Consider the following 20,726-nt stretch of genomic DNA (forward strand, 5'->3'; position numbering starts at 1 on the left):
CGGGGCTTACTGGCTATAGTGCGCGCTCCGATCCTCTGGCGAAGGCAGACAAAGATGACCACCCCCCCTGTCGGTATCATCATGGGGTCCCAGTCGGACTGGGCCACCATGCGCGAGGCGGCCGTGCTGCTCGACGAACTGGGCGTCGGTTACGAAAGCCGGATCGTCTCGGCCCATCGCACGCCCGACCGGCTGTGGGACTATGGCAAGACGGCTGTCGAGCGCGGATTGCAGGTGATCATCGCGGGCGCCGGAGGGGCCGCGCACCTGCCGGGGATGATGGCCTCGAAGACGCGGGTGCCAGTCATCGGCGTGCCGGTGCAGACGCGGGCGTTGTCCGGCGTGGATTCGCTTTATTCCATCGTGCAGATGCCCAAGGGCTATCCGGTGGCCACCATGGCGATTGGGTCCGCCGGGGCTGCGAATGCGGCGCTGATGGCGGCAGGCATTCTTGCGCTTCAGGATGCAAAGCTTGCCAAGCGGCTCGACGACTGGCGCGCGGCCCTCAGCGCCTCGATCCCGCAGGAGCCGAGCGATGACTGAACCGCTCCCCCTCGGCAGCACCATCGGCATCCTGGGCGGCGGGCAGCTTGGCCGGATGCTGTCGGTCGCGGCTGCGCGGCTAGGCTATCGGTGTCATATCTATGAACCCGGCGCGGCACCCCCCGCCGGGCAGGTGGCCGAACGGGTGACCACCGCGCCATACGAGAATGAAGCGGCACTGCGCGCCTTCGCTGAAGGATGCGATGTCGTTACCTTCGAATTCGAGAACGTGCCGACCGCCGCACTCGACCTGATCGAGGCGCAGGTGCCGATCCGTCCGGGCCGCGAGGCGCTGCGCATCTCGCAGGATCGGCTGACCGAAAAGACGTTTTTGCAGGAGCTCGGCCTCACCGTCGCGCCCTTTGCCGACATCCCCGACCGTGCGGCGCTGGACGCGGCGCTAGACAACATCGGCGCGCCGTCGATCCTCAAAACCCGGCGCTTTGGCTACGACGGCAAGGGACAGGCGCGGCTGCAAAGCGCCGAAGACGCCCACCCCGCACTGGCCGATATGAACGGCGCCCCGGCGATTCTCGAAGGCTTCGTCGATTTCAGCCACGAGGTCTCGGTCATCGCGGCGCGTGGCACCACCGGCGAGGTTGCCTGTTTCGATCCCGGCGAGAACGTGCATCGCGAGGGCATCCTGCGCACCACCACCGTTCCCGCGCGCCTCAGCCCCGCCCAGCGCACCGACGCGGTGCTGATCGCGGCCAAGATTCTGAACGCGCTGGATTACGTGGGCGTTCTGGGGGTCGAATTGTTCGTCACGGCGCAAGGCCTCGTCGTCAACGAAATCGCCCCACGCGTGCATAATTCCGGCCATTGGACACAGAACGGCTGCACCGTCGATCAGTTCGAACAGCACATCCGCGCGATCACCGGCTGGCCGCTGGGCGACGGCGCACGGCATGCGGATGTGACCATGGAGAACCTGATCGGCGACGACATGGACCGCGTGCCGGAACTGGCGAAAGAAAAGGACTGCGCCATCCACCTCTACGGCAAGGCCGAGACCAAGCCGGGGCGCAAGATGGGGCATGTGAACCGGATCACCAGCTAGGCCAGGAACCGCTCGGCAATCTCTCCCGACATGTAGGACACGCGCCCGCCCGCAAAGGTGGCGGCGACGCGGCGGCTGTCGCGATCCAGCACGACGAAATCCGCGCGCTTGCCCGGGGCCAGCGTGCCGCGATCCTCGAGCCCCAGAACAGCGGCGGGGCCGGATGAGATCAGGGCCCAAGCCTGTGCGAGATCGCAAACCCCCGCATCGGCCAGCATCAGCGCCGCACGGCGCGGGGACGGGTAGTGATAGTCCGACGCGATCGCGCGGCAATACCCCATCGCGATCACGTCAATGGCCGAGATGTTGCCCTTGTGCGAGCCGCCGCGCACCACGTTGGGCGACCCCATCAGCACCGCATCGCCGGCGTGAAAAGCAGCCTCCGCCGCCTCCAGCGTTTCGGGGAATTCGGCAATCTGCACGCCGCGCGCGCGCCACATCGCCCGGCCCTCGGCGGTCGCGTCATCATGGCTGCCCATGCGCACCCCCGCCTCTGCCAACCGGGGGCACAGGGCATCCAGCGCGGCAGGCACCTGATCGCGCTGCCCGTGCAGCTCAAGCATGTAGGCGTGGTGCTTTTCGGGGCTCCGCCGCGCTTTCAGCGCCTGACCGTTCAGGCTGCGCGGCAATTTGCCCGCCGCAAGCCGGTCGTGGGGCAGATGGTCGTTGAAGACGACATATCCCACGTCCCATTCCGCCAGCCGCGCGGGCAGCGTGTCGTATAGATCAAGCAGATGAATCTCCAGCCGAAGCTGCGGGCGCAGGTCGGTGACGAGCCGGTCCTTCACGTCGCGGATGGCCTCAAAAACCTGGCCTGCGAACTCAGGGCCGCGCATCCCGCCTTCCCAGCTTGCGAACTGCGCCAGCACCGCCGTAGTGATCCCGTTGGCCGCAAGCTCCGCCTCGCAGGCGATGAGCCCCTCGTCCATCTGCTTCATCGCACCGCGCCGCTGGGCGAGGTGGCGTTCGAAGCCGTCGCCATGCACGTCCACGATGCCGGGCAGCACGATATAGCCGCTCAGGTCCACCGCCCTGCCCACGGGCGTATCGGCGATCAGGCCATCGGCAAAAGACAGCGGCGCGTCCGTCAACCCGTCAGGGTGCAGCACGTCGGCGCCCACAAGGTCAAGGTTTGGCATCGCTACCTTCCACACCCGGAATGCATTCCCCCTCTGGGCAGCCCAGGGTCTCGAGAACCCCGTCGATCCAGCTCATCGTGCGGTCGAAGGCGCCGGTCTGCAGAAACTCCATGGTCTGCGCGATCACGCGGGGGTTGTTCATCATGAAGGTGTGGGTCACAGGCAGGACGATATGATCCTTCATCCCCTCCACCTTGGTCGAGGCGACCGAGACCTTGCCATCATCCAGCCCCGGCAGCAGGGTCGAGAAATAGGGATTGAGCGACTGAGACCCCGCGATCACCCCCAGCTCGAAGGTCACCGGCGGCAGGCTGCGCGGCAGCGAATCCGTCCCGGTGCCCATCTGCAGCCCGGCGGGGCCATTGATCCAGTCAAAGGCGGCGATGTCGTCCATCTGGTCGACAACCTCGCTCCCCTGGTTGGGCGGGCCCAGCATGACGACGCGGCCCACGCGGTCCGGGCCCGCCTCGGCCACCCATTGCCGCACGAGGATGCCACCCATGGAATGGGTCACGAAATCGACCTTGGGTGTCCCGCAGGCCGCGACCGCATCGGGGATCGTGCGGCGGGTCAGTTCCTCCACCGGCGCTTCGGTCGAGGGGTAGCCGGGACGGATGATGCGATAGCCGCCGTTCTCCAGCGCCGCTTCCATGAGGGCAAATGACGTCTCGGTCCGCGCCAGCCCGTGCAGCAGGACCACGCAACGATCCTGCTGTGCCAGGCTTTGCTGGCAGGCACCGAGGGCCACGAAGGCGGCAAGGATCAACAAACGGACTTTCATGGGACATCAGATAGACTGAATTGCGCGCGTGTGAAATGCTGCGCCGCAGTTACCTTGCGAAAGAACGCCCATGCGCCCCAAATCCCCCCGGCTGGCCGTCCGTGCCGTCATTGTGCATCTGGACCGGCTGCTGATGGTCAATGCCTACCCCAACGGGCAGAGCGATCTGCTGTGCGCACCCGGCGGCGGGGTCGAGGTGGGCGCGTCGCTGCCTGACAATCTGGTGCGAGAGGTCTACGAGGAAACCGGGCTTAGGATCGAGGTGGGCGCGCCCTGCCTCGTGAATGAGTTCCATGATCCGGGAAGCAGTTTTCACCAGGTCGATGTCTATTTCCGTTGTCATCTGACCGGCAGCGCCGAGATCGACCCCGGCTGGCAGGACGCCGAACGGATCGTGTCCGAATGGCATTGGGTCACACGCGAGGAATTGGTGCGTCTGCCGCACAAACCAGACAGCCTTGCTGCCGTAGCCTTTGATGAGGGTGGCGCGCCTACTTACGACCCGCTGGAGCCGATCGTGCGGTGACAGACCAGCCGATGCCGCCGACCACCAACAGCGTGGCCAGGATGACCGTCAGCCCGATGGCTTCGCCCAGCAAAAGCGCACCGGCGAGGATCGCGAGGATCGGCACGCTGAGCTGAACGATGGCGGCAGTGGCACCGGTGAGCCGGGGCAGGACCGAATACCACAAGGCATACCCCAGCCCCGATGTGAGACCGCCGCAGACGATGCCCAGCGCGATGCCGGTGATGCCAAAGCGCAGACCGGTGCCCGCCAGCAGAACCAGCAAAATGGGCACGCAAAGCAGGAAGTTTGCCGCCGTCGAGGCCAGCGGGTCGGCGGCGCTGCGCCCGAGGATGCTGTAGGCTGCCCAACCCAGGCCCGCAAAGATCATCAGCAGAGCGCCCCCGGGGTCAGCGGCACCGCCGGGGCCGGGCCACAAGGCAATGAGCAGCCCCAGGAATGCGATGGTTCCGCCGGTGATCTGACGGAGCGAGGGCGCCGCGCCGCTGAGGGCACCATGGGCGAACATGGTGATCTGCACGACACCGAACAGAATGAGTGCGCCAAGACCCGCATCAAGCGTGAGGTAGGCGAGCGTGAAGCCGACAAGATAGACGGCAAGGCTGACCGCACCGGGAATGCGATTGCGCCGCAGGAGCGGAAGCCCGCCGCCACGCAGGGTAATGAGCATGCCCAGCACCAGCGCGCCCGAGACGACCCGCACCAGCGCAAAGCCTGACGGGTCGATATGTCCGCCGTCGATGGCCATGCGCGTCAGGATCGAATTCGATGCAAAGGCGATCATCGTAAGGACGGTGGCAAGGACAAGGCGCATGCCATTGGCTTAGCCGTAGTTCGCAATGCCGCCAAGGGGGAAGCCGCCGAGCGCGCATCCGCGGCCGTGGTCCGTTGTTCCTAGTGAAAGATGAATTCGTCCTCGTCATTAAACGCGGCCAGCAGCGCGTCCATATCTGCGGCGTGATAGCGGTTTCCGTCACCCTGAGGAAAGTGCGAGCGGACGATGGATATCACGTTGCCCTGCACTTCGCGGTCCTGCATGGCGGCAACCAGACCCTGGCGGATGATCTCCGTTTGCTGGGCCTCGTGCAGGATCATCTGCTGGCGCTGCTGTGCGGCGCTGAGCGCGTTCAACATCGCCTTGCGCAGGGCCTCGACATCCATTTCCTCTTTCATCAGGAAATCGTGGCAGCCGCCGCGCATGGCCTCAACCACGGTCTCGCGGGCATTGTCGCCGGTGATCATGATCTTGCCCGCGTGACGGTTCAGGTCGTTGTCGAGCACATGCTTCAGTGCCTCCATCCCGTCACCCACCGGCAGGCGGTAGTCGATCAGGATCAGGTCATAGTTTTCGCGCGCGACGGCCTCGTCCAGTTGGGCGATGCTATCCGCCTCGTCCAGACGGATCGACAGGTTGGTCTTGTCGCTGAGCCGCCGGATGCGGGCGCGGTCAAAGTTGCTGTCGTCCAGCAAGAGCGCGCGAATCTCGCGCGGCACCGGAAGTTGCGTTGGGAACTGAGACGGTGTTGGGGCTACCTCTAGCATGGGGTCTCATCCTTGGAATTTCGATGTGCTCCTAGGATTCACCCAAATTCCTGATCAATTCTTAACGCTCGGGGCAGAACTGTCGCGAAATGAAGAGATCGGACTGTCTGGCTAGTTGTGAGAGACGCCGATCCGCACGTCGACCATGCAGCCACGACCGTAGGGAGACGACTCCATCCGCGCGCTGCCACCATAGAGCATTGCGATCTTGCGCACATGGGCAAGGCCCATCCCGCTGCCTTCGACCTCGTCGCGCGGGCGCAGGGTGCGCATTGCACCAAAGACCTTCTCGCGAAACCTCTCCTCCACCCCCGGCCCGTCGTCGGCGACGCGGATGACGGTTTTGGTGCCGTCGCGATGGGAGGTAACGACGATGCGGCCGTGTTCCTTGTCGTGATGCTTGATCGCGTTTCGGATGAGGGCGTCCAGAAGGGTCAGCAGATCACGCTCGCCCATGGTGACGGTGTCACAATCGAGGCTGCGCACCACCTCGAACCCGGCGGGTGGCTGCACCTCTTCTAGGACCTGATCAAGTGCCTCGGTCAGATCGATCTCGCGCACCTCCTGCATGCGGCCGATCCGCGAATAGGTCAGAAGATCGACCAGCATCCGGTCGAGCCTGCCGGTATGGCGGTTCATCATCTCGATGGACGAGGCGACCGAGCCTTCGATGGGAATGCCTGCCTCTTGCAGATCTTCCGCGATCCATTGCGGCAGTTCCAGAAGGGCGCGGACCGAGGCACGCACGTCATGGCTGATGAGATAAATGAAATCCTCGATATCCTGGGAAGAACCGGCAACGGCAGGCAGCGGCGCGACGGTGGAATCGGCGGCGGGGGCGGTCTGGTGTTGCATGGAAACCTCGGCGCTTGGGTGCGCGGAGGCTAGCACCGTGGATGTTTAATATGTGTTAACGATACCCGCGGCTGGTCGACGTTTTGCGCGTGAAGGGGCACCAATTGTCCTAACTCGAAACAACAAAGGGCCCCGAAGGGCCCTTTGCGTAATTTCGTCCGGACGGGACGGCTTACATCATGCCGCCCATGCCGCCCATGTCGGGCATGCCGCCGCCCATGCCGCCGCTGTCCTTCTGCGGACGGTCGGCAACCATGGCTTCGGTGGTGATCAGCAGACCAGCGATGGAGGCTGCGTCCTGAAGCGCGGTGCGCACGACCTTCGCGGGGTCGATGACGCCGAACTTGAACATGTCGCCATATTCCTCGGTCTGGGCGTTGAAGCCGAACTTGAGGTCCTCGCTTTCGCGGATCTTGCCGGCAACAACCGAACCGTCGACGCCTGCGTTCTCGGCGATCTGGCGCAGCGGTGCCTCGAGGGCCTTGCGCACGATGGAGATACCGACGTTCTGGTCATTGTTGTCGCCAGTCAGGCCGTCAAGCTTCTTGCCTGCCTGAACCAGAGCCACACCGCCGCCCACGACGATGCCTTCCTGCACGGCCGCGCGGGTCGCGTTCAGCGCATCGTCCACACGGTCCTTGCGCTCTTTCACTTCCACCTCGGTCATGCCGCCGACGCGGATGACGGCAACGCCGCCCGCCAGCTTGGCCACACGTTCCTGCAGCTTCTCGCGGTCGTAGTCGGAGGTGGTTTCCTCGATCTGCGTGCGGATCTGATTGACGCGCGCCTCGATCTCGGCCTTCTCGCCTGCACCGTCGACGATGGTCGTCTCGTCCTTGGTGATCGACACCTTCTTGGCCGAACCCAGCATGTCCATGGTCACGGACTCAAGCTTCATGCCCAAGTCTTCGGAGATCACCTGGCCGCCGGTCAGGATCGCGAGGTCCTGCAGCATCGCCTTGCGGCGATCACCAAAGCCCGGTGCCTTGACGGCGGCAATCTTCAGACCACCGCGCAGCTTGTTCACGACGAGGGTCGCCAGCGCTTCGCCTTCGACGTCCTCGGCCACGATCAGCAGCGGCTTCTGGGACTGGATCACCTGCTCGAGCAGCGGAACCATCGGCTGCAGGGAAGAGAGCTTTTTCTCGTGCAGCAGGATGATGGCATCGTCTAGCTCGACGGTCATCTTCTCGGAATTGGTCACGAAGTAGGGCGACAGGTAGCCGCGGTCGAACTGCATGCCTTCCACGACGTCGGTCTCGGTCTCGAGGCCCTTGTTCTCTTCGACGGTGATCACACCCTCGTTTCCGACCTTCTGCATCGCATCCGCGATCTGACGGCCGATTTCCTTCTCGCCGTTGGCGGAGATGGTGCCGACCTGCGCCACTTCGTCGCTGTCGGAAACTTCACGTGCGGCGGCCTTGATGGCCTCGACGACCTTGGCGGTTGCCATGTCGATGCCGCGCTTGAGGTCCATGGGGTTCATGCCCGCGGCAACGGACTTCATGCCTTCCTTGACGATGGCCTGGGCCAGCACGGTTGCGGTGGTGGTACCGTCACCGGCTTCGTCGTTGGTGCGCTGCGCCACTTCCTTGACCATCTGCGCGCCCATGTTCTCGAACTTGTCCTCAAGCTCGATTTCCTTGGCCACGGACACACCGTCCTTGGTTATGCGTGGTGCGCCGAAGGATTTGTCCAGAACCACGTTGCGGCCCTTGGGGCCGAGGGTGACTTTGACCGCGTCTGCCAGGATGTTCACACCCTTGAGCATCTTGTTGCGGGCTTCGGTGTCGAATTTGACGTCCTTAGCTGCCATTTTCGTTTCTCCTAAATTCGAATTGATGTTGCGCGACTGTCAGGGCCGTCCTGCGGATCAGGACAGGATCCCCATGATGTCGCTTTCCTTCATCATCAGCATTTCCTGCCCGTCGATGGTCACTTCGGTGCCGGACCACTTGCCGAACAGGATGCGATCGCCCGGCTTGACGGCCATTTCGATCAGTTCGCCGCTGTCCTTGCGCGCGCCCTCGCCGCAAGCCACGACTTCACCCTCGGAGGGCTTTTCCTTGGCGGAATCAGGGATGATCAATCCACCGGCGGTTTTCTCTTCGCTTTCTGTGCGCTTGACCAGCACACGGTCATGAAGCGGTTTCAATGCCATCTTTGCAGCTCCTTAAGGCTCCAAGTTACTCCCAGCCTGCTGCCCTTTAGCGGGCCGATCAGGCGTTAGCACTCACTCTGCCTGAGTGCTAACGGCGTCTAGCTAAGGGCCATGCGGCAATCTGTCAACAGCGCAGACAGGAAAAATCCGAGGCATTTTTCCGGCCACCGGACGGGTTTCTTAACCCGGCCTTCGCGCCCTTGCAGCCAGGTTCGCATCCTATCGCAGGGGTGTGTGGAGAAGACGATGGCCACGGTCAACGGCTCGACCGGTAGCGATACGATCACGACCGGCGACAATGACGATTCCATTTCCGGCAACGGCGGGAACGACATCATCGAGAGCGGCGCTGGCCGCGACACCGTGCGTGGTGGCGACGGTGCAGACTACGTCGACGGCTGGACCGGCGACGACAGCATCGAGGGCAACGCCGGGGAAGATACGCTCCTTGGCTACGACGGGCGCGACACCATCGACGGCGGCGAGGGCCACGACTTCATCGACGGCGAGAACGACGACGATACGCTGACCGGCGGCCTGGGCAACGACACCATCGAGGGCGGCAGCGGCAACGACTCGGTCGAGGGGAACGACGGCGCCGACCAGCTTTTCGGCGAGACCGGGGCCGATACGATGGACGGCGGCGCGGGGCAGGACTGGGTCGACGGCGGCAGCGACGACGACAGCCTGCGCGGCGGCGCGGACGCCGACACGGTGATCGGGCGCGCGGGCAACGACACGATCCATGGCGACGGCGGCGCCGACGTGCTGTCCGGGCACGCGGGCGACGACGCGCTCTACGGCGGGGACGGGGCGGACAGTCTCGACGGCGGCTCGGGCGACGATTACTTCGACGGCGGCACGGGGGACGACAGCTTCTACATGGCGCGCACCGATGGCGGGGGTGTCGACGATCCTGCCGACACCGACAGCGACGTGGTACGCTTCGAGCCCGGTCAGGGCCACGACACCGCCTTCAATTTCGACGGCGAAAACGATTTCGTCTACATCGGCGAGACGCCCGAAGGCGATGTCGTTTTCACCCAGATCGACGCCGACACCTGGCGGCTGACCTTCGTCGGCAATTCCTCCGATTCACTGACCCTCAACTTCGTGCCTGGCACCGAGCCCGACGGCGAAGGCGATCTCAGAAACCAGCTGCTGACCGATGCCGAATACATTCCCCCGCAGAACGGCGCACCCGCCCAGTTCAATCCGGCGTGCTTCACACCCCGCCTCCGCATCCGCACCCCCTCGGGCCTGCGCCCCATCGGCACGCTGAAACCCGGCGACCTTGTCACGACCGCCGATCACGGCAACCAGCCGGTGCGGTTCCTCCTGCGCCGCCGGTTCGCGCCGCAAAGCCTGCGCATCCGAGCCGCCCTGAGGCCCGTGGTGATCGAAGCGGGCGCCTTCGGCGACGGCCTGCCATGGGCGCGCATGCATGTCTCGCGCCAGCACGCCTTCGCCGCCCGGGGCGGCAGCGCGCTGGTGCGCGCGGCGCATGTGCTGGACTGGTGCAAGGGTGCGCGGATACAGATGAACCGGCCGAACGCGATCACCTACATCCATCTCGTCCTCGCCCGACACGCGCTGGTCGAGGTCGAAGGTGTCTGGACCGAAACCTTCTATCACGCCCCTGGCGACCTCGGCGCGAACCTCGCGACAATGTCCAGCGGTAGCGCGGACCTGCCACCCCATGGGGACCGCTGCCGGCGCCTGCTGACCCGCGCCGACCTGCGCCGCGCCCCGTTGGGTCCCAACGACCTCGGCCGCCTCGACGCTCAGTCTGCCCCAAGCACCCGCCCCGCCGTCCTGACCGCATCGGCCCCTGCGGGCGTGATCCCGTAGACGCCCTTCTCGACCTTCTCGAACCAGCCGTAGTGATTGTCCCGCATCATCCGTGTCGCATGGACGACCCCGGTCTCCCGCTTGGCATCCGCGCCTTTGCTCGCCCCCACCTCGAAGAGATAGACCGCGATCTTTAGCGCGTCCTGCCGGTAGGCGGTGACCAGCCCGGCCCGCGTCTGGCCGCCATCGTTGGGATCGCCCTGCCGCCGGGCAAACTCCCGCAAAAGCTGGCCCTGCCGCTTTGCAGATTTGCGCGGGGCGTAGGTCCCCGGATCGCAATGCACCTCGACCAGACCGTCACTCAGCCGCACGGTGATCAGCCCAAGCCCCAGACGCCGCGCCAGCGCCTTGTTTTCCTTGACAGCCCGGGAAAAACGTTTGCCCGTCTGGCGTGGCACGGCCAGATAGACGTCATCGCTGACCGCCTGCCGGGCAATGCACTGGTGAAACAGCGACAGCGAGAAGCCCGTCTTCAGCTCTACGATCACCGGCGGCTCGGCGCCCCGGACCGCAACGACGTCCGCCGCGCCGACCTCTGCCTTCACGACATAGCCCTGATCCTCGAGAAAGCCCTTGATCGGGGGGTAGATGTCCGTTTCACGCGGTTTCGTCATGGCCGCATGATTGCCCATTTGCGCGCAAGCTCCAAGCCACTAGGCTGCCCCCATGATCCGGGATGAGCTAAACCGTTTCTGCGCCGCCCTGCCCCATGCCACCCACCTGGTCCAATGGGGCAATGCCGATGTCTACAAGGTGGGCGGCAAGGTCTTCGCCGTGATCGGCATGGCCGACACCGGGGCCACCGTGACATTCAAGACCACGCGGCTCGCCTTCGAGGTGCTTTCGGACAGCCCCGGCCTGCGACCGGCGCCCTACATGGCCTCACGCGGTCTGAAATGGATACAGCACTACGACAAACCGGGCCTTCCCGACGACAGCCTCAGGGACCACATCCGCGCCTCCTACGACATGGCCATCGAGGCGCTGACAAGGAAAAAGCGCGCCGAACTGGGCTTGTGACCGCCGGGTCGTGACATTGCCGGGCAGCACTCCTATAAGGCGCGCAAATCGCATTCCGACACAAGGACCGAGCCCATGACCACCCTCGTTTTCGGCCATAAATCCCCCGACACCGACAGCACCGGCAGCCCCATCGTCTGGGCCTGGTACCTCAACAACATCAAGGGTATCGACGCCAAGCCCGTCCTGCTGGGCGAGCCCAATACCGAGGCGCTTTTCGTGCTGGATCATTGGAACCTCGACAAGCCCGAGATCATCACCGACCTGCCCGCCGACACCGACGTCGTGATCGTGGACACCAACAACCCCGCCGAACTGCCTGCGGGCATCAACGACGCCAACATCACCGGCATTATCGACCATCACCGCCTGGTGGCAGGCCTTGAGACCCGCGGCCCCATCGAGATCGACATTCAGCCGCTTGCCTGCACCGCCACGATCATGTGGAAAAAGATCGGCAAGGACTGGGCCCAGACCCCGCGTGAGATTAAGGGCGCGGCGCTGTCCTGCATCCTGTCCGACACGCTGGAATTCCGCTCGCCCACCACGACGCAGGAAGACCGTGCCATCGCCCATTCCATCGCCGAGGAACTGGGGGTGAACATCACGGAATACGCGGAAAAGATGTTCGCCGCGAAATCCGACGTCTCCGCCTTCTCCGAAGAAGAGCTGCTGCGCATGGACAGCAAGGAATTCGACCTCGAGGGCACCGGCCTGCGCGTCAGCGTTCTGGAAACCACCTCGCCCGCCCCGCTGCTGGAGCGCAAGGATGCCTTGATGGCCGCCATGCCCGGCGTGGCCAAGGCGGACGGTGCGGCGGAAGTGCTGCTCTTCATCGTCGACATCCTCAAGGAGGAAGCTACGCTGCTGGTGCCGAACGACACGGTAAAGACCATCGCCGAGAAAAGCTTCGGCGCCGCGGTGACGGGCGACACGGTGGTCCTGCCCGGCATCATGAGCCGCAAAAAGCAGATCATCCCGAGCCTGACGATGTAAAACGAGGGTGCGCCACAGCCGCACCTTACGGGCGCAACCCTGTAAGGTGCAGGCCTCCTGCACCCTTGGCTCATCGGTGTCTTGTCGGCTAACCTTGCCCCAGGCCAGGAGAGGGACTGCAGTGCAAGATCGCGGCAAGGATCACTGGGACACCGTCTATTCCGAAAAATCCCAAAGCCAGCTCAGCTGGCACCAGGACGATCCAACCGCCTCCGTCAAACTCTGCACGCTGGCGGGCATCACCCCCGCAACATCCGTCATCGACATCGGCGGCGGCAGATCTCCCCTCGCGGCACAACTCGTCGACAAGGGCCTGAAGGATATCACCGTGCTCGATATCTCGCGGGTTGCGCTCGAAAAGGCACGGGAGGCAATGGGCGGAAACGCGGCAAGGATCACATGGACCGTGGCCGACATTACCCGTTGGACCCCGACACGCACTTATGACATCTGGCACGATCGCGCGGTGTTCCACTTTCTGACCGTAACCGCAGATCAGGAGGCCTACCTCGCACGGATGAAGAGGGCCCTCGGCTCCGGCGGTCACGCGATCATCGCCACTTTCGCCCCCGATGGCCCCGAGACATGCAGCGGCCTGCCCGTGATGCGCTACAGCCCCGACAGCCTGAGCGAAAGGCTTGGCCCCGGCTACACCCGGCTGGCCGACCGCGCGATCCGGCACGAAACCCCCTGGGGCAGCGCGCAGTCCTTCCAGTTCAGCCTGTTCCGGCGTCTGGCCTGAGCCGCCGTCAGCTTTCGCGGCCCGGTGCCTCTCGCGGCGTTCCGGCCACCGGATCGCTCAGCAGGATCCCAGGCGCGCCCGAAGTGCTCTGGCCTCTGTCGTATTGAGCACATCGAATAGGTCCGTCTCCCGCGTCAGCGGAATGAAAGCTGCCGAGGGATCAGGGCGCAAACAGGTTGCGACCGGCAAGGCCTCGCCCAACGGACGGATCAGACATCCACCCGTCACCGACACCTGAAGGCTCCCCTGCCCATGCACAGCATTTTCTCTAAGTGACCGGATCGTCGCCTGGGTCCTCCTGAAGCGAGCCGCATCTCCCACGCTCAGGCCCAGCACATAAACCTTCCGGCCCGCCGAGCGCGCCAAGGGTGCGTCGGCACCCGTTCGAATGGTCAGCGGCAGCGTTGTGGAAACCGGTGCTGCCTGTGCCTTGTCGTGCGGGGAAAAGGCCAGCGTCAGCGCCGCATCGCCGTCCGACAGCAACAGGTTTTCAGGTACGCTGATAGCAACCGCAAGCGACCCGGCGGGGGAATTCAATGGATCGAGCCGCGCCAGTGCGGCCAGCCCTGATGGGCCGATACTGCCGCAGGCAGATAAGAGCATCGCTAGAACGGTAAATAGAACAAGACACCTCAACATCGCCATTGACCTCCATTAATGATTGAGTAAAGTTCATATATTAATATTTTTCATTAAGTAATAGGATCAAAACATGATGACCTTGGAAACTGACGCATTCCTGCGCTCCGCCGATGTTCTGCGGCGGATCCTGTCGGCCCTACTTGTCCTCCTGATCGCAGCAGGGATCTTTGTCTTGTGGTGGCTGATGCTTGACCCGGCAGGCGCGGGGCGCTGGCTCGCCCGCGCCGCAGGTTATGACGACGGTCTGGCGTCGCTACAGGGCGCGGCCCTCGGGGGCTTGCTGCTGGCCCAGATCGGCGTCTGGATCGCGGTGGTATGGCAGGCGCGCACCGTCTTCCAAGGATTGCTGCTCGCCGACGCAGTCGCCGCCAGCGCGGCGGCCCGGCGTCTTGCATGGTTTCTCTGGGCCATGCTTCTGTGGGGCATGATCGCCCACGCACTCGCGTCGGTGATCACCACCTGGCACTACCCGGTCGGCACCCGAACATTGGCGATTTCCATCGGGACCGGACAGATCACGACCCTGCTGGCCGCCCTGCTTGCGGGCTTTACGTCGCATGCCTTCGCCCTCGGGGCCGCGCTCTGGCAAGACCACCGCGAGGTGATCTGACATGGCCATCGTCGTCCGGCTCGACGTCGCACTGGCGCAACGCAAGATGACCTCGCGGGAACTGGCCGCACAGATCGGCATCTCCGAACAGAACCTCTCCATCCTGCGCTCTGGCAAGGCGCGCGGCCTGCGGTTCTCGACACTCAACGCGATCTGCGCGGCGCTCGATTGCCAGCCCGGCGATCTGCTGGAATTCCTGCCGGAGGGCGATGCGGAAGCCTGACGGACCTAGCAATACCGCTCCGGCCCTTCCCATTGCGTGGCATTATAGCGGTCTCCATGCGCCCAGCCCACGGGCAGCACCGCCTCGATCCGGGCAATATCCTCGGGTGTCAGATCAATCTCCGCCCCCCGCAGCAATTCCTTCAGATGCGCGGTGTTCTTGGTGCCGGGAATGGGCAGCGAGCCCTTTGCGATGCACCAGGCAATCGCCAGCGCCGCCGCGGGCTCCCCCATCTCGGCGGCCAGCGCGCGGAAGCGGTCCGTCGCGGCGATATTGGCGTCGTAGTTTGGCTGCATGAAGCGCGGGTTGCTGGCGAGGAAGGCATGGCTCTGCCCCCGCTCATAGCTGAAGGGCGCATCCGTCAGCAGCGACCGCCCCACCGGCGAAAAGGCCACCAGCGTCGTGCCCAGCTCCGCGCAAGCCTGTACCATCCCCAGCTCAGGCGCGCGGGTGGATAGCGAATACTCCGACTGCACCGCCGCGATGGGGCATTCCGCAAAGGCCCGCCTCAGGGTCGAGGGCGCGATCTCGGAGAACCCGACCGCCCGCGTCTTGCCCTTCTCGATCAGCCGCTTGAGGCTGCCGGCCACCTCCTCCGGCGTATGCGTCCGGTCATACCGGTGGATATAGAAGAGGTCGACGCACTCGACGCCCAACCGCTTGAGGCTCCCATCAAGGCGCTCTTCCAGATACTCCGGATCGTTGTTGAACCGCCGCTCTCCGCCGCGCGTGATCCCGGCCTTGGTCGCCAGGTGCATTTCGTCCCGCGCGCCCGGTGTCTTGGCGAACCACGCGCCGATGATCTCCTCAGAACGCCCGTTGCCATAGACGTTCGACGTGTCGATATGCACCGCCCCCGCCGCGCGGCAGGCGTCGAGCACGGCGTGGCTTTCCTCGACCGTCGCATCGCCGTAGATGCCGGCGAAGGACATCGCGCCGATGCCGAATTGCGAAACCTCCGGGCCGTCCGGACCCATGCGTGTGGTTTTCATGGTGATCTCCCCTCGCGCACTGCACAACCGCGCCAGAAAACCCCGCGACGCGCCGGATGGCAAGGCCCCGCGCTGCACCGGAACCGCTGGCGCCCCGCAGGTGCCTTCGCGTAGGCTCCGCTAAAACCGGAGAACCCCATGTCCACCGTCACCTATGCCCGCGAGGGCCGCATCGCCCGCCTCACCCTCAACCGCCCCGAGGTCATGAACGCCATCAACGACGACATGCCCCGCGATCTGGAAGCCGCCGTGCAGCGCGCCGACGCGGACCCCGAGGTGCACGTGATGATCCTGCAAGGCGCGGGCCAGGCCTTCTGCGCGGGCTACGACCTGGCCCACTACGCCGCTGACCCGGACAACAAGATCACGCAGCCGATGCCCTGGGACCCGATGCAGGACTACCAGTTCATGTGGGCCAACACGCAGGCCTTCATGTCGCTCTTTCGTGCCCATAAACCGGTGATCTGCAAGGTCCACGGCTTCGCCGTTGCCGGAGGCTCCGACATCGCGCTGTGCTGCGATCTGGTCGTGATGGCCGAGGATGCGCAGATCGGCTACATGCCGGCCCGCGTCTGGGGTTGTCCGACCACGGCGATGTGGGTCTACCGGCTGGGTCCGGAAAAGGCCAAGCGCATGATGTTCACCGGAGACAAGATCACCGGGACCGAAGCCGCCGAGATGGGGCTTGTCCTGAAATCCGTGCCCGCCGATCAGCTTGATGCGGAGGTCGATGCGCTCGCCGCGCGCATGGCGAGCGTGCCGGTCAACCAGTTGGCCATGCACAAGATGGTCATCAACCAGACCATGGAGGCGACGCTGACCCAGACCCAGCGCCTCGCCACCGTTTTCGACGGCATTACGCGGCACTCGCCGGAGGGGCTGAATTTCAAGGCTCGCAGCGAAGCAGTCGGCTGGAAACAGGCCGTGCAAGAACGCGATGAGGGCAAGTTCGACTGGACGCGCAACCGCCAGATCCCCGGCAACAGCGATTGACGGGCGCGCAGGCGGTTCCATCTTTCCCTATGATCCCCTAAGCCTGCCCCAAACAATGCCGGAGCATCCCATGTCCCAGATCATCGAATCCCTGTCCGAGATTGCCGAGCGCTACGACGCGCTGTTCGTCGATCTCTGGGGCTGCGTGCACAACGGGGTGACCGCGTTTCCCGAGGCCGTCAGCGCACTGCAAAAGTACCGCGCAGGCGGTGGCAAGGTCATCCTCGTCACCAACGCCCCCCGCCCGCATGCTGGCGTGCGCAAACAGCTTCTCACCTTCGACGTCCCCGAAGACAGCTGGGATGCCATCGCCACGTCCGGCGACAGTGCGCGCGCCGCGATGTTCCGGGGCACGGTCGGCAGCAAGGTCTGGTTCGTCGGCCAGCCGCATGACCAGAATTTCTTTGACCCCCTGCACCTCATCCAGGACCCGGTGGATATCGAACAGGTTCCGCTGGATCAGGCCGAAGGCATCGTCTGCTGCGGTCCCGAGGACCCGCATGCCGATCCATCCGTCATGCGCCCGCAGTTCCTCTATGCCAAGCAGAAGGGCCTGAAGCTGCTTTGCGCCAATCCCGATATCGTCGTCGACCGGGGCGAACAGCGCGAATGGTGCGCGGGCGCGCTGGCCCGGCTTTATACCGAGATGGGCGGCGAGAGCCTCTACTTCGGCAAACCGCATCCGCCGATATACGATCTGGCGCGCCGCAGGCTCTTTGCGCTGGGGGCGGACGTGCCCGATGACAGGATTCTCTGCATCGGCGACGGGGTGCTGACGGACATCAAGGGCGCCATGGGAGAGGATATCGATTCCCTTTTCATCTCCGGTGGCCTCGCCGCCAGTGAGACAAAAACGCAACGTCAACCGGACCCGGATTCGCTAAGTGCCTACCTGGAAAAGGAAATGTCCTCACCCACCTACACGATCGGTTTCCTCAGGTAGTGATTTTTTACTTGCCTTTCTGCGCCTGCGAAGTAATTAAGTTACAACTTTCGCCTGCTAGATGGCATTTTATTACCCAGAGGATGGCACATGTTGGACAATCTACCGCGCGGCACGATCTGCATCGAAGACATCGAAATCGGCATGTCCCGCTATCTTCAGAAGGTGATCACCGACGAGGATATCGAGATGTTCGCCAAGATCTCGACCGACCATAACCCGGTGCACCTCGACGACGATTACGCGCAGGACACGATCTTTCAGGGCCGCATCGCCCACGGCATGCTGACCGCCGGCCTGATCTCTGCCGTGATCGGTGAACAGCTTCCGGGCCATGGCACCGTCTACATGGGCCAGTCGCTCAAGTTCCTCGCGCCCGTCCGCCCCGGCGATCTGGTCTATGCCGAGGTGAAAGTGACAGATATCGAGTTTTCCAAGCGCCGGGTGAAGATGGACTGCCACTGCTCGGTTGACGGCAAGAAGGTTCTGATCGGTGAGGCGACCGTGCTGGCACCGTCCCGCAAGTTCGACTGATCCTCAAAGGATTCACATGAAGCGCGCGGCCCCTCGGACCGCGCGTGATTGTTTTGGCCTCTCTGTCCGCGTTCGCTGCTTGTCTCTCCCCCCGCGCGCCGCTACGCAGAGGCCATGCGGATCATCCGGGATTATCAATTCGTCAGTGCCGAGGACCGGGGGGCCACCGCCGCCATCGGCAATTTCGACGGTGTGCACCGGGGCCACATGACGGTGATCAACCTCGCGCGCGACGCGGCCCCCGAGGCCCCCTTGGGCGTCGTCACCTTCGAGCCGCATCCCCGTGAATTCTTTGCCCCCGACGCCCCGCCCTTCCGCCTGATGAGCGCCGAAGCCCGTGCGCACCGGCTCGAGAAATTGGGCGTCGAAAAGCTCTATGAACTCAGCTTCAACGCCCAGATGGCCACGCTCTCGCCCGAGGCTTTCGCCCGCGACGTGATCCATCAGGGGCTTGGCCTGAGCCACGTGGTCATCGGGGCCGATTTCTGCTTCGGCAAGGGCCGCGCGGGGACGGCGGAGGACCTTGCCGCCTTTGGCGACAAGTACGGTTTTGGCGTCACCATCGCACCGTTGATGGTCAAGGGGGAACAGACGGTGTCCTCTACCGCAATCCGCGCGGCGCTGAGCGAGGGCAATCCGCGTCTGGCCAAGGATATGCTGGGCCACTGGCACCGGATCGACGGGCCGGTGATCACCGGCGAGCAGCGTGGGCGCGAGCTGGGCTATCCCACGGCGAACATGTCCATCGACGGGCTGCACCAGCCCGCCTTCGGGGTCTACGCGGTGCTGGTGGACGTGCTCGACGGGCCGCACAAGGGCAGCTATCACGGCGTCGCCAGCCTCGGCGTGCGTCCGATGTTCGGGGAAAACAAGGCCAATCTTGAGACCTATATCTTTGATTTCAAAGGTGATCTCTATGGCGCCGACCTGTCGGTCGCGCTGATCGACCACCTGCGGGGCGAAGAGAAATTCGACAGCATCGACGCGTTGATCACCCAGATGGACGCGGACAGCGCCGAGGCCCGCGCGATCCTGGCGGCGCTATGACCGATTCGATCACCCGCGACGGGCTGCGCCCGCGGTTCTGGGAGAAGAAGCCGCTGGCAAAGATGTCCCCCAAGGAATGGGAGGCGCTGTGCGACGGCTGCGGGAAATGCTGTCTAAACAAGCTGGAGGACGAGGACAGCGGCGTCGTGGTCCTGACCCGCGTCGCCTGCCGCCTGCTGGACGATTCGACCTGCCGCTGTACGCATTACGAGAACCGCCATACCTTCGTGCCGGACTGCATCGTGCTGCGCCCCGACACCATCGCAGACCATGCCTATTGGCTGCCCAAGACCTGCGCTTACCGCTTGTTGTGGCAGGGAAAACCCCTGCCCGACTGGCATCCGTTGATCAGCGGCACGGCCGAAACCGTCCATGAGGCGGGTATCTCGGTCCGGGGGCAGACCGTGTCGGAGTTCGACACGCCTTTCGAGGAATGGGAAGACTACGTGATCGAGGAGCCTGAGTGATGTTTTTCGCCTCCGACAATTCCGGCCCGGTGCACCCAAAGGTGATGGACAGGGTCATCGCCGCTAACAGCGGACACCAGATGGCCTATGGCAATGACGACCTGATGGACGAGGTCCGCGCGGGCATCCGCCGGGTGTTCGAGGCCCCCGATGCGGCGGTCTATCTGGTGGCCACAGGGACGGCGGCAAACGTGCTGGCGCTCGCGTGTTACACGCAGCCGTGGCAGACGATCTACTGCTCGAAAATCGCGCATATTCAAGTGGATGAGTGCAACGCCCCGGTGTTCTACACCGGCGGCGCGCAGCTGAAACTGATCGACACGGGCGACAAGATCACGCCCGAAGGGCTGGAGGCAGCAATCGCTGAGACGCCGCAGGGCGACGTGCATTCCGCGCAGCGCGGGCCGGTGTCGGTGACCTCAGTCACGGAACGGGGGACGGTCTATGCGTTGGACGAACTGAAGGCGCTCAGCGCGGTGGCGAAGCGCTATGATTTGCCGGTGCATCTGGACGGGGCGCGATTTGCGAATGCGATGGTGAGCCTGGGGTGCACGGCGGCCGAGATGACGTGGAAGGCGGGCGTCGACGTCGTCAGTTTTGGCGGCACCAAGAACGGCTGCATGGGTGTCGAAGCCGTTGTTTTCTTTGATCCTTCCAAGGCATGGGAGTTCGAGCTGCGGCGCAAGCGGGCGGGGCATCTGTTTTCAAAGCACCGCTACCTGTCGGCGCAGATGGCGGGGTATCTTGAGCACGATGCTTTCAAAGATATTGCCCAACAAGCCAATGAAAACGCGGGATACTTGATTGAAGGCCTGAGGGCGAAGGGCGTGCAATTCCTGCATGAGCCGCAGGCAAACATGCTTTACGTCAACTTCCCCCGGCGCATCCACCGAACGCTTGCCGAGGCCGGTTCACGCTATGCGCGGCATGGCGGGCTGGAGGGGCCGGAGGAGGAGATGATCTCGTGCAGGCTGGTCTGCGACTGGTCGATCGGGCGGGATCAGATCGACGCCTTTCTGGGGCATTTCTGAAAGAGGCATAAGACTTTGATCCGGCGTT

General features: G+C 64.2%; 25 protein-coding genes. 15 read left to right on the plus strand and 10 right to left on the minus strand.

Annotation, left to right across the window (positions count from 1 at the left end; translation table 11 throughout):
- Window positions 1-54 precede the first annotated feature (54 nt).
- Window positions 55-543: a 5-(carboxyamino)imidazole ribonucleotide mutase gene (gene purE / locus AB2B41_RS08440; protein ID WP_367877334.1), complete on the plus strand. Its 489-nt coding sequence runs from the start codon at window positions 55-57 to the stop codon at window positions 541-543.
- Window positions 536-1,603: a 5-(carboxyamino)imidazole ribonucleotide synthase gene (locus AB2B41_RS08445; RefSeq protein WP_367877335.1), complete on the plus strand. Its 1,068-nt coding sequence runs from the start codon at window positions 536-538 to the stop codon at window positions 1,601-1,603. Before purE ends, AB2B41_RS08445 begins: the two co-directional genes overlap by 8 nt.
- Here AB2B41_RS08445 and AB2B41_RS08450 read toward each other — a convergent pair.
- Together AB2B41_RS08450 and AB2B41_RS08455 are read right to left on the minus strand one after the other, a co-directional pair.
- Window positions 1,600-2,742 carry an alpha-D-ribose 1-methylphosphonate 5-triphosphate diphosphatase gene (locus AB2B41_RS08450; protein ID WP_367877336.1) on the minus strand — a complete coding sequence of 381 codons (1,143 nt, stop codon included), beginning with the start codon at window positions 2,740-2,742 and terminating at the stop codon, window positions 1,600-1,602. The genes AB2B41_RS08445 and AB2B41_RS08450 overlap by 4 nt on opposite strands.
- Window positions 2,729-3,523, minus strand: a complete 795-nt coding sequence (locus AB2B41_RS08455) for an esterase/lipase family protein (RefSeq protein ID WP_367877337.1) — start codon at window positions 3,521-3,523, stop codon at window positions 2,729-2,731. The genes AB2B41_RS08450 and AB2B41_RS08455 overlap by 14 nt, the downstream gene beginning before the upstream one ends.
- Before the next feature lie 70 nt (window positions 3,524-3,593).
- On the opposite strand from AB2B41_RS08455, the gene AB2B41_RS08460 reads away from it, so the two are divergent.
- A complete protein-coding gene (locus tag AB2B41_RS08460; protein WP_367877338.1) occupies window positions 3,594-4,049 on the plus strand; it encodes an NUDIX domain-containing protein in 456 nt (151 codons plus the stop codon).
- On the opposite strand, the gene AB2B41_RS08465 is transcribed toward AB2B41_RS08460, so the two are convergent.
- The 5 genes from AB2B41_RS08465 to AB2B41_RS08485 all read right to left on the minus strand — a co-directional run bounded on the left by AB2B41_RS08465 (window position 4,015) and on the right by AB2B41_RS08485 (window position 8,607).
- Window positions 4,015-4,863 carry a DMT family transporter gene (locus tag AB2B41_RS08465; RefSeq protein WP_367877339.1) on the minus strand — a complete coding sequence of 283 codons (849 nt, stop codon included), beginning with the start codon at window positions 4,861-4,863 and terminating at the stop codon, window positions 4,015-4,017. The genes AB2B41_RS08460 and AB2B41_RS08465 overlap by 35 nt on opposite strands.
- Window positions 4,864-4,943: 80 nt before the next feature.
- Window positions 4,944-5,591, minus strand: a complete 648-nt coding sequence (locus AB2B41_RS08470; protein ID WP_367877340.1) for a response regulator — start codon at window positions 5,589-5,591, stop codon at window positions 4,944-4,946.
- Between the two features lie 111 nt (window positions 5,592-5,702).
- Window positions 5,703-6,446, minus strand: coding sequence for a sensor histidine kinase (locus AB2B41_RS08475; protein WP_367877341.1), 744 nt, complete (start codon window positions 6,444-6,446; stop codon window positions 5,703-5,705).
- Between the two features lie 172 nt (window positions 6,447-6,618).
- Complete coding sequence (groL, locus tag AB2B41_RS08480) at window positions 6,619-8,262, minus strand: chaperonin GroEL (RefSeq protein ID WP_367877342.1); 1,644 nt, start codon at window positions 8,260-8,262, stop codon at window positions 6,619-6,621.
- Between the two features lie 57 nt (window positions 8,263-8,319).
- Window positions 8,320-8,607, minus strand: a complete 288-nt coding sequence (locus tag AB2B41_RS08485; protein WP_367877343.1) for a co-chaperone GroES — start codon at window positions 8,605-8,607, stop codon at window positions 8,320-8,322.
- A 234-nt stretch (window positions 8,608-8,841) separates the two neighbouring features.
- On the opposite strand from AB2B41_RS08485, the gene AB2B41_RS08490 reads away from it, so the two are divergent.
- Window positions 8,842-10,458, plus strand: a complete 1,617-nt coding sequence (locus AB2B41_RS08490) for a Hint domain-containing protein (protein ID WP_367877344.1) — start codon at window positions 8,842-8,844, stop codon at window positions 10,456-10,458.
- On the opposite strand, the gene AB2B41_RS08495 is transcribed toward AB2B41_RS08490, so the two are convergent.
- A complete protein-coding gene (locus tag AB2B41_RS08495) occupies window positions 10,392-11,072 on the minus strand; it encodes a DUF2161 domain-containing phosphodiesterase (RefSeq protein WP_367877345.1) in 681 nt (226 codons plus the stop codon). The two genes, AB2B41_RS08490 and AB2B41_RS08495, sit on opposite strands and share 67 nt — an antisense overlap.
- A 52-nt stretch (window positions 11,073-11,124) precedes the next feature.
- On the opposite strand from AB2B41_RS08495, the gene AB2B41_RS08500 reads away from it, so the two are divergent.
- The 3 genes from AB2B41_RS08500 to AB2B41_RS08510 all read left to right on the plus strand — a co-directional run bounded on the left by AB2B41_RS08500 (window position 11,125) and on the right by AB2B41_RS08510 (window position 13,216).
- Window positions 11,125-11,478, plus strand: a complete 354-nt coding sequence (locus AB2B41_RS08500) for an MmcQ/YjbR family DNA-binding protein (RefSeq protein WP_367877346.1) — start codon at window positions 11,125-11,127, stop codon at window positions 11,476-11,478.
- Between the two features lie 75 nt (window positions 11,479-11,553).
- Window positions 11,554-12,474: a manganese-dependent inorganic pyrophosphatase gene (locus AB2B41_RS08505; RefSeq protein ID WP_367877347.1), complete on the plus strand. Its 921-nt coding sequence runs from the start codon at window positions 11,554-11,556 to the stop codon at window positions 12,472-12,474.
- Window positions 12,475-12,595: 121 nt separating this feature from the next.
- Window positions 12,596-13,216 (plus strand): class I SAM-dependent methyltransferase, encoded by a 621-nt coding sequence (locus AB2B41_RS08510; RefSeq protein WP_367877348.1) that lies wholly within the window; start codon window positions 12,596-12,598, stop codon window positions 13,214-13,216.
- Window positions 13,217-13,273: 57 nt separating this feature from the next.
- Here AB2B41_RS08510 and AB2B41_RS08515 read toward each other — a convergent pair whose 3' ends face one another.
- Complete coding sequence (locus AB2B41_RS08515) at window positions 13,274-13,819, minus strand: hypothetical protein (protein ID WP_367877349.1); 546 nt, start codon at window positions 13,817-13,819, stop codon at window positions 13,274-13,276.
- Window positions 13,820-13,928: 109 nt separating this feature from the next.
- Between AB2B41_RS08515 and AB2B41_RS08520 the strand changes: the two genes are divergently transcribed.
- A complete protein-coding gene (locus tag AB2B41_RS08520; protein ID WP_367877350.1) occupies window positions 13,929-14,468 on the plus strand; it encodes a hypothetical protein in 540 nt (179 codons plus the stop codon).
- A 1-nt stretch (window position 14,469) separates the two neighbouring features.
- A complete protein-coding gene (locus tag AB2B41_RS08525) occupies window positions 14,470-14,691 on the plus strand; it encodes a helix-turn-helix domain-containing protein (protein WP_367877351.1) in 222 nt (73 codons plus the stop codon).
- Window positions 14,692-14,696: 5 nt separating this feature from the next.
- On the opposite strand, the gene AB2B41_RS08530 is transcribed toward AB2B41_RS08525, so the two are convergent.
- Window positions 14,697-15,683, minus strand: a complete 987-nt coding sequence (locus AB2B41_RS08530) for an aldo/keto reductase (RefSeq protein WP_367877352.1) — start codon at window positions 15,681-15,683, stop codon at window positions 14,697-14,699.
- A gap of 138 nt (window positions 15,684-15,821) precedes the next feature.
- Between AB2B41_RS08530 and AB2B41_RS08535 the strand changes: the two genes are divergently transcribed.
- From AB2B41_RS08535 to AB2B41_RS08560, 6 genes are all read left to right on the plus strand, one after another.
- Entirely contained in the window at window positions 15,822-16,676 is an 855-nt protein-coding gene (locus tag AB2B41_RS08535; protein WP_367877353.1) for a crotonase/enoyl-CoA hydratase family protein, read from the plus strand.
- A 70-nt stretch (window positions 16,677-16,746) separates the two neighbouring features.
- Window positions 16,747-17,619, plus strand: a complete 873-nt coding sequence (locus tag AB2B41_RS08540; protein ID WP_367877354.1) for a TIGR01459 family HAD-type hydrolase — start codon at window positions 16,747-16,749, stop codon at window positions 17,617-17,619.
- Window positions 17,620-17,709: 90 nt separating this feature from the next.
- Window positions 17,710-18,153, plus strand: coding sequence for a MaoC family dehydratase (locus tag AB2B41_RS08545; RefSeq protein ID WP_367877355.1), 444 nt, complete (start codon window positions 17,710-17,712; stop codon window positions 18,151-18,153).
- A 114-nt stretch (window positions 18,154-18,267) separates the two neighbouring features.
- On the plus strand, window positions 18,268-19,200 hold the full coding sequence (locus tag AB2B41_RS08550; RefSeq protein ID WP_367877356.1) for a bifunctional riboflavin kinase/FAD synthetase: 933 nt from the start codon (window positions 18,268-18,270) through the stop codon (window positions 19,198-19,200).
- A complete protein-coding gene (locus AB2B41_RS08555) occupies window positions 19,197-19,667 on the plus strand; it encodes a YcgN family cysteine cluster protein (RefSeq protein WP_367877357.1) in 471 nt (156 codons plus the stop codon). Before AB2B41_RS08550 ends, AB2B41_RS08555 begins: the two co-directional genes overlap by 4 nt.
- Window positions 19,667-20,698, plus strand: coding sequence for a threonine aldolase family protein (locus AB2B41_RS08560; protein WP_367877358.1), 1,032 nt, complete (start codon window positions 19,667-19,669; stop codon window positions 20,696-20,698). Before AB2B41_RS08555 ends, AB2B41_RS08560 begins: the two co-directional genes overlap by 1 nt.
- Window positions 20,699-20,726 lie beyond the last annotated feature (28 nt).

This window comes from Sulfitobacter sediminis (assembly GCF_040811725.1).
Classification (GTDB): Bacteria; Pseudomonadota; Alphaproteobacteria; order Rhodobacterales; family Rhodobacteraceae; genus Sulfitobacter; species Sulfitobacter sediminis.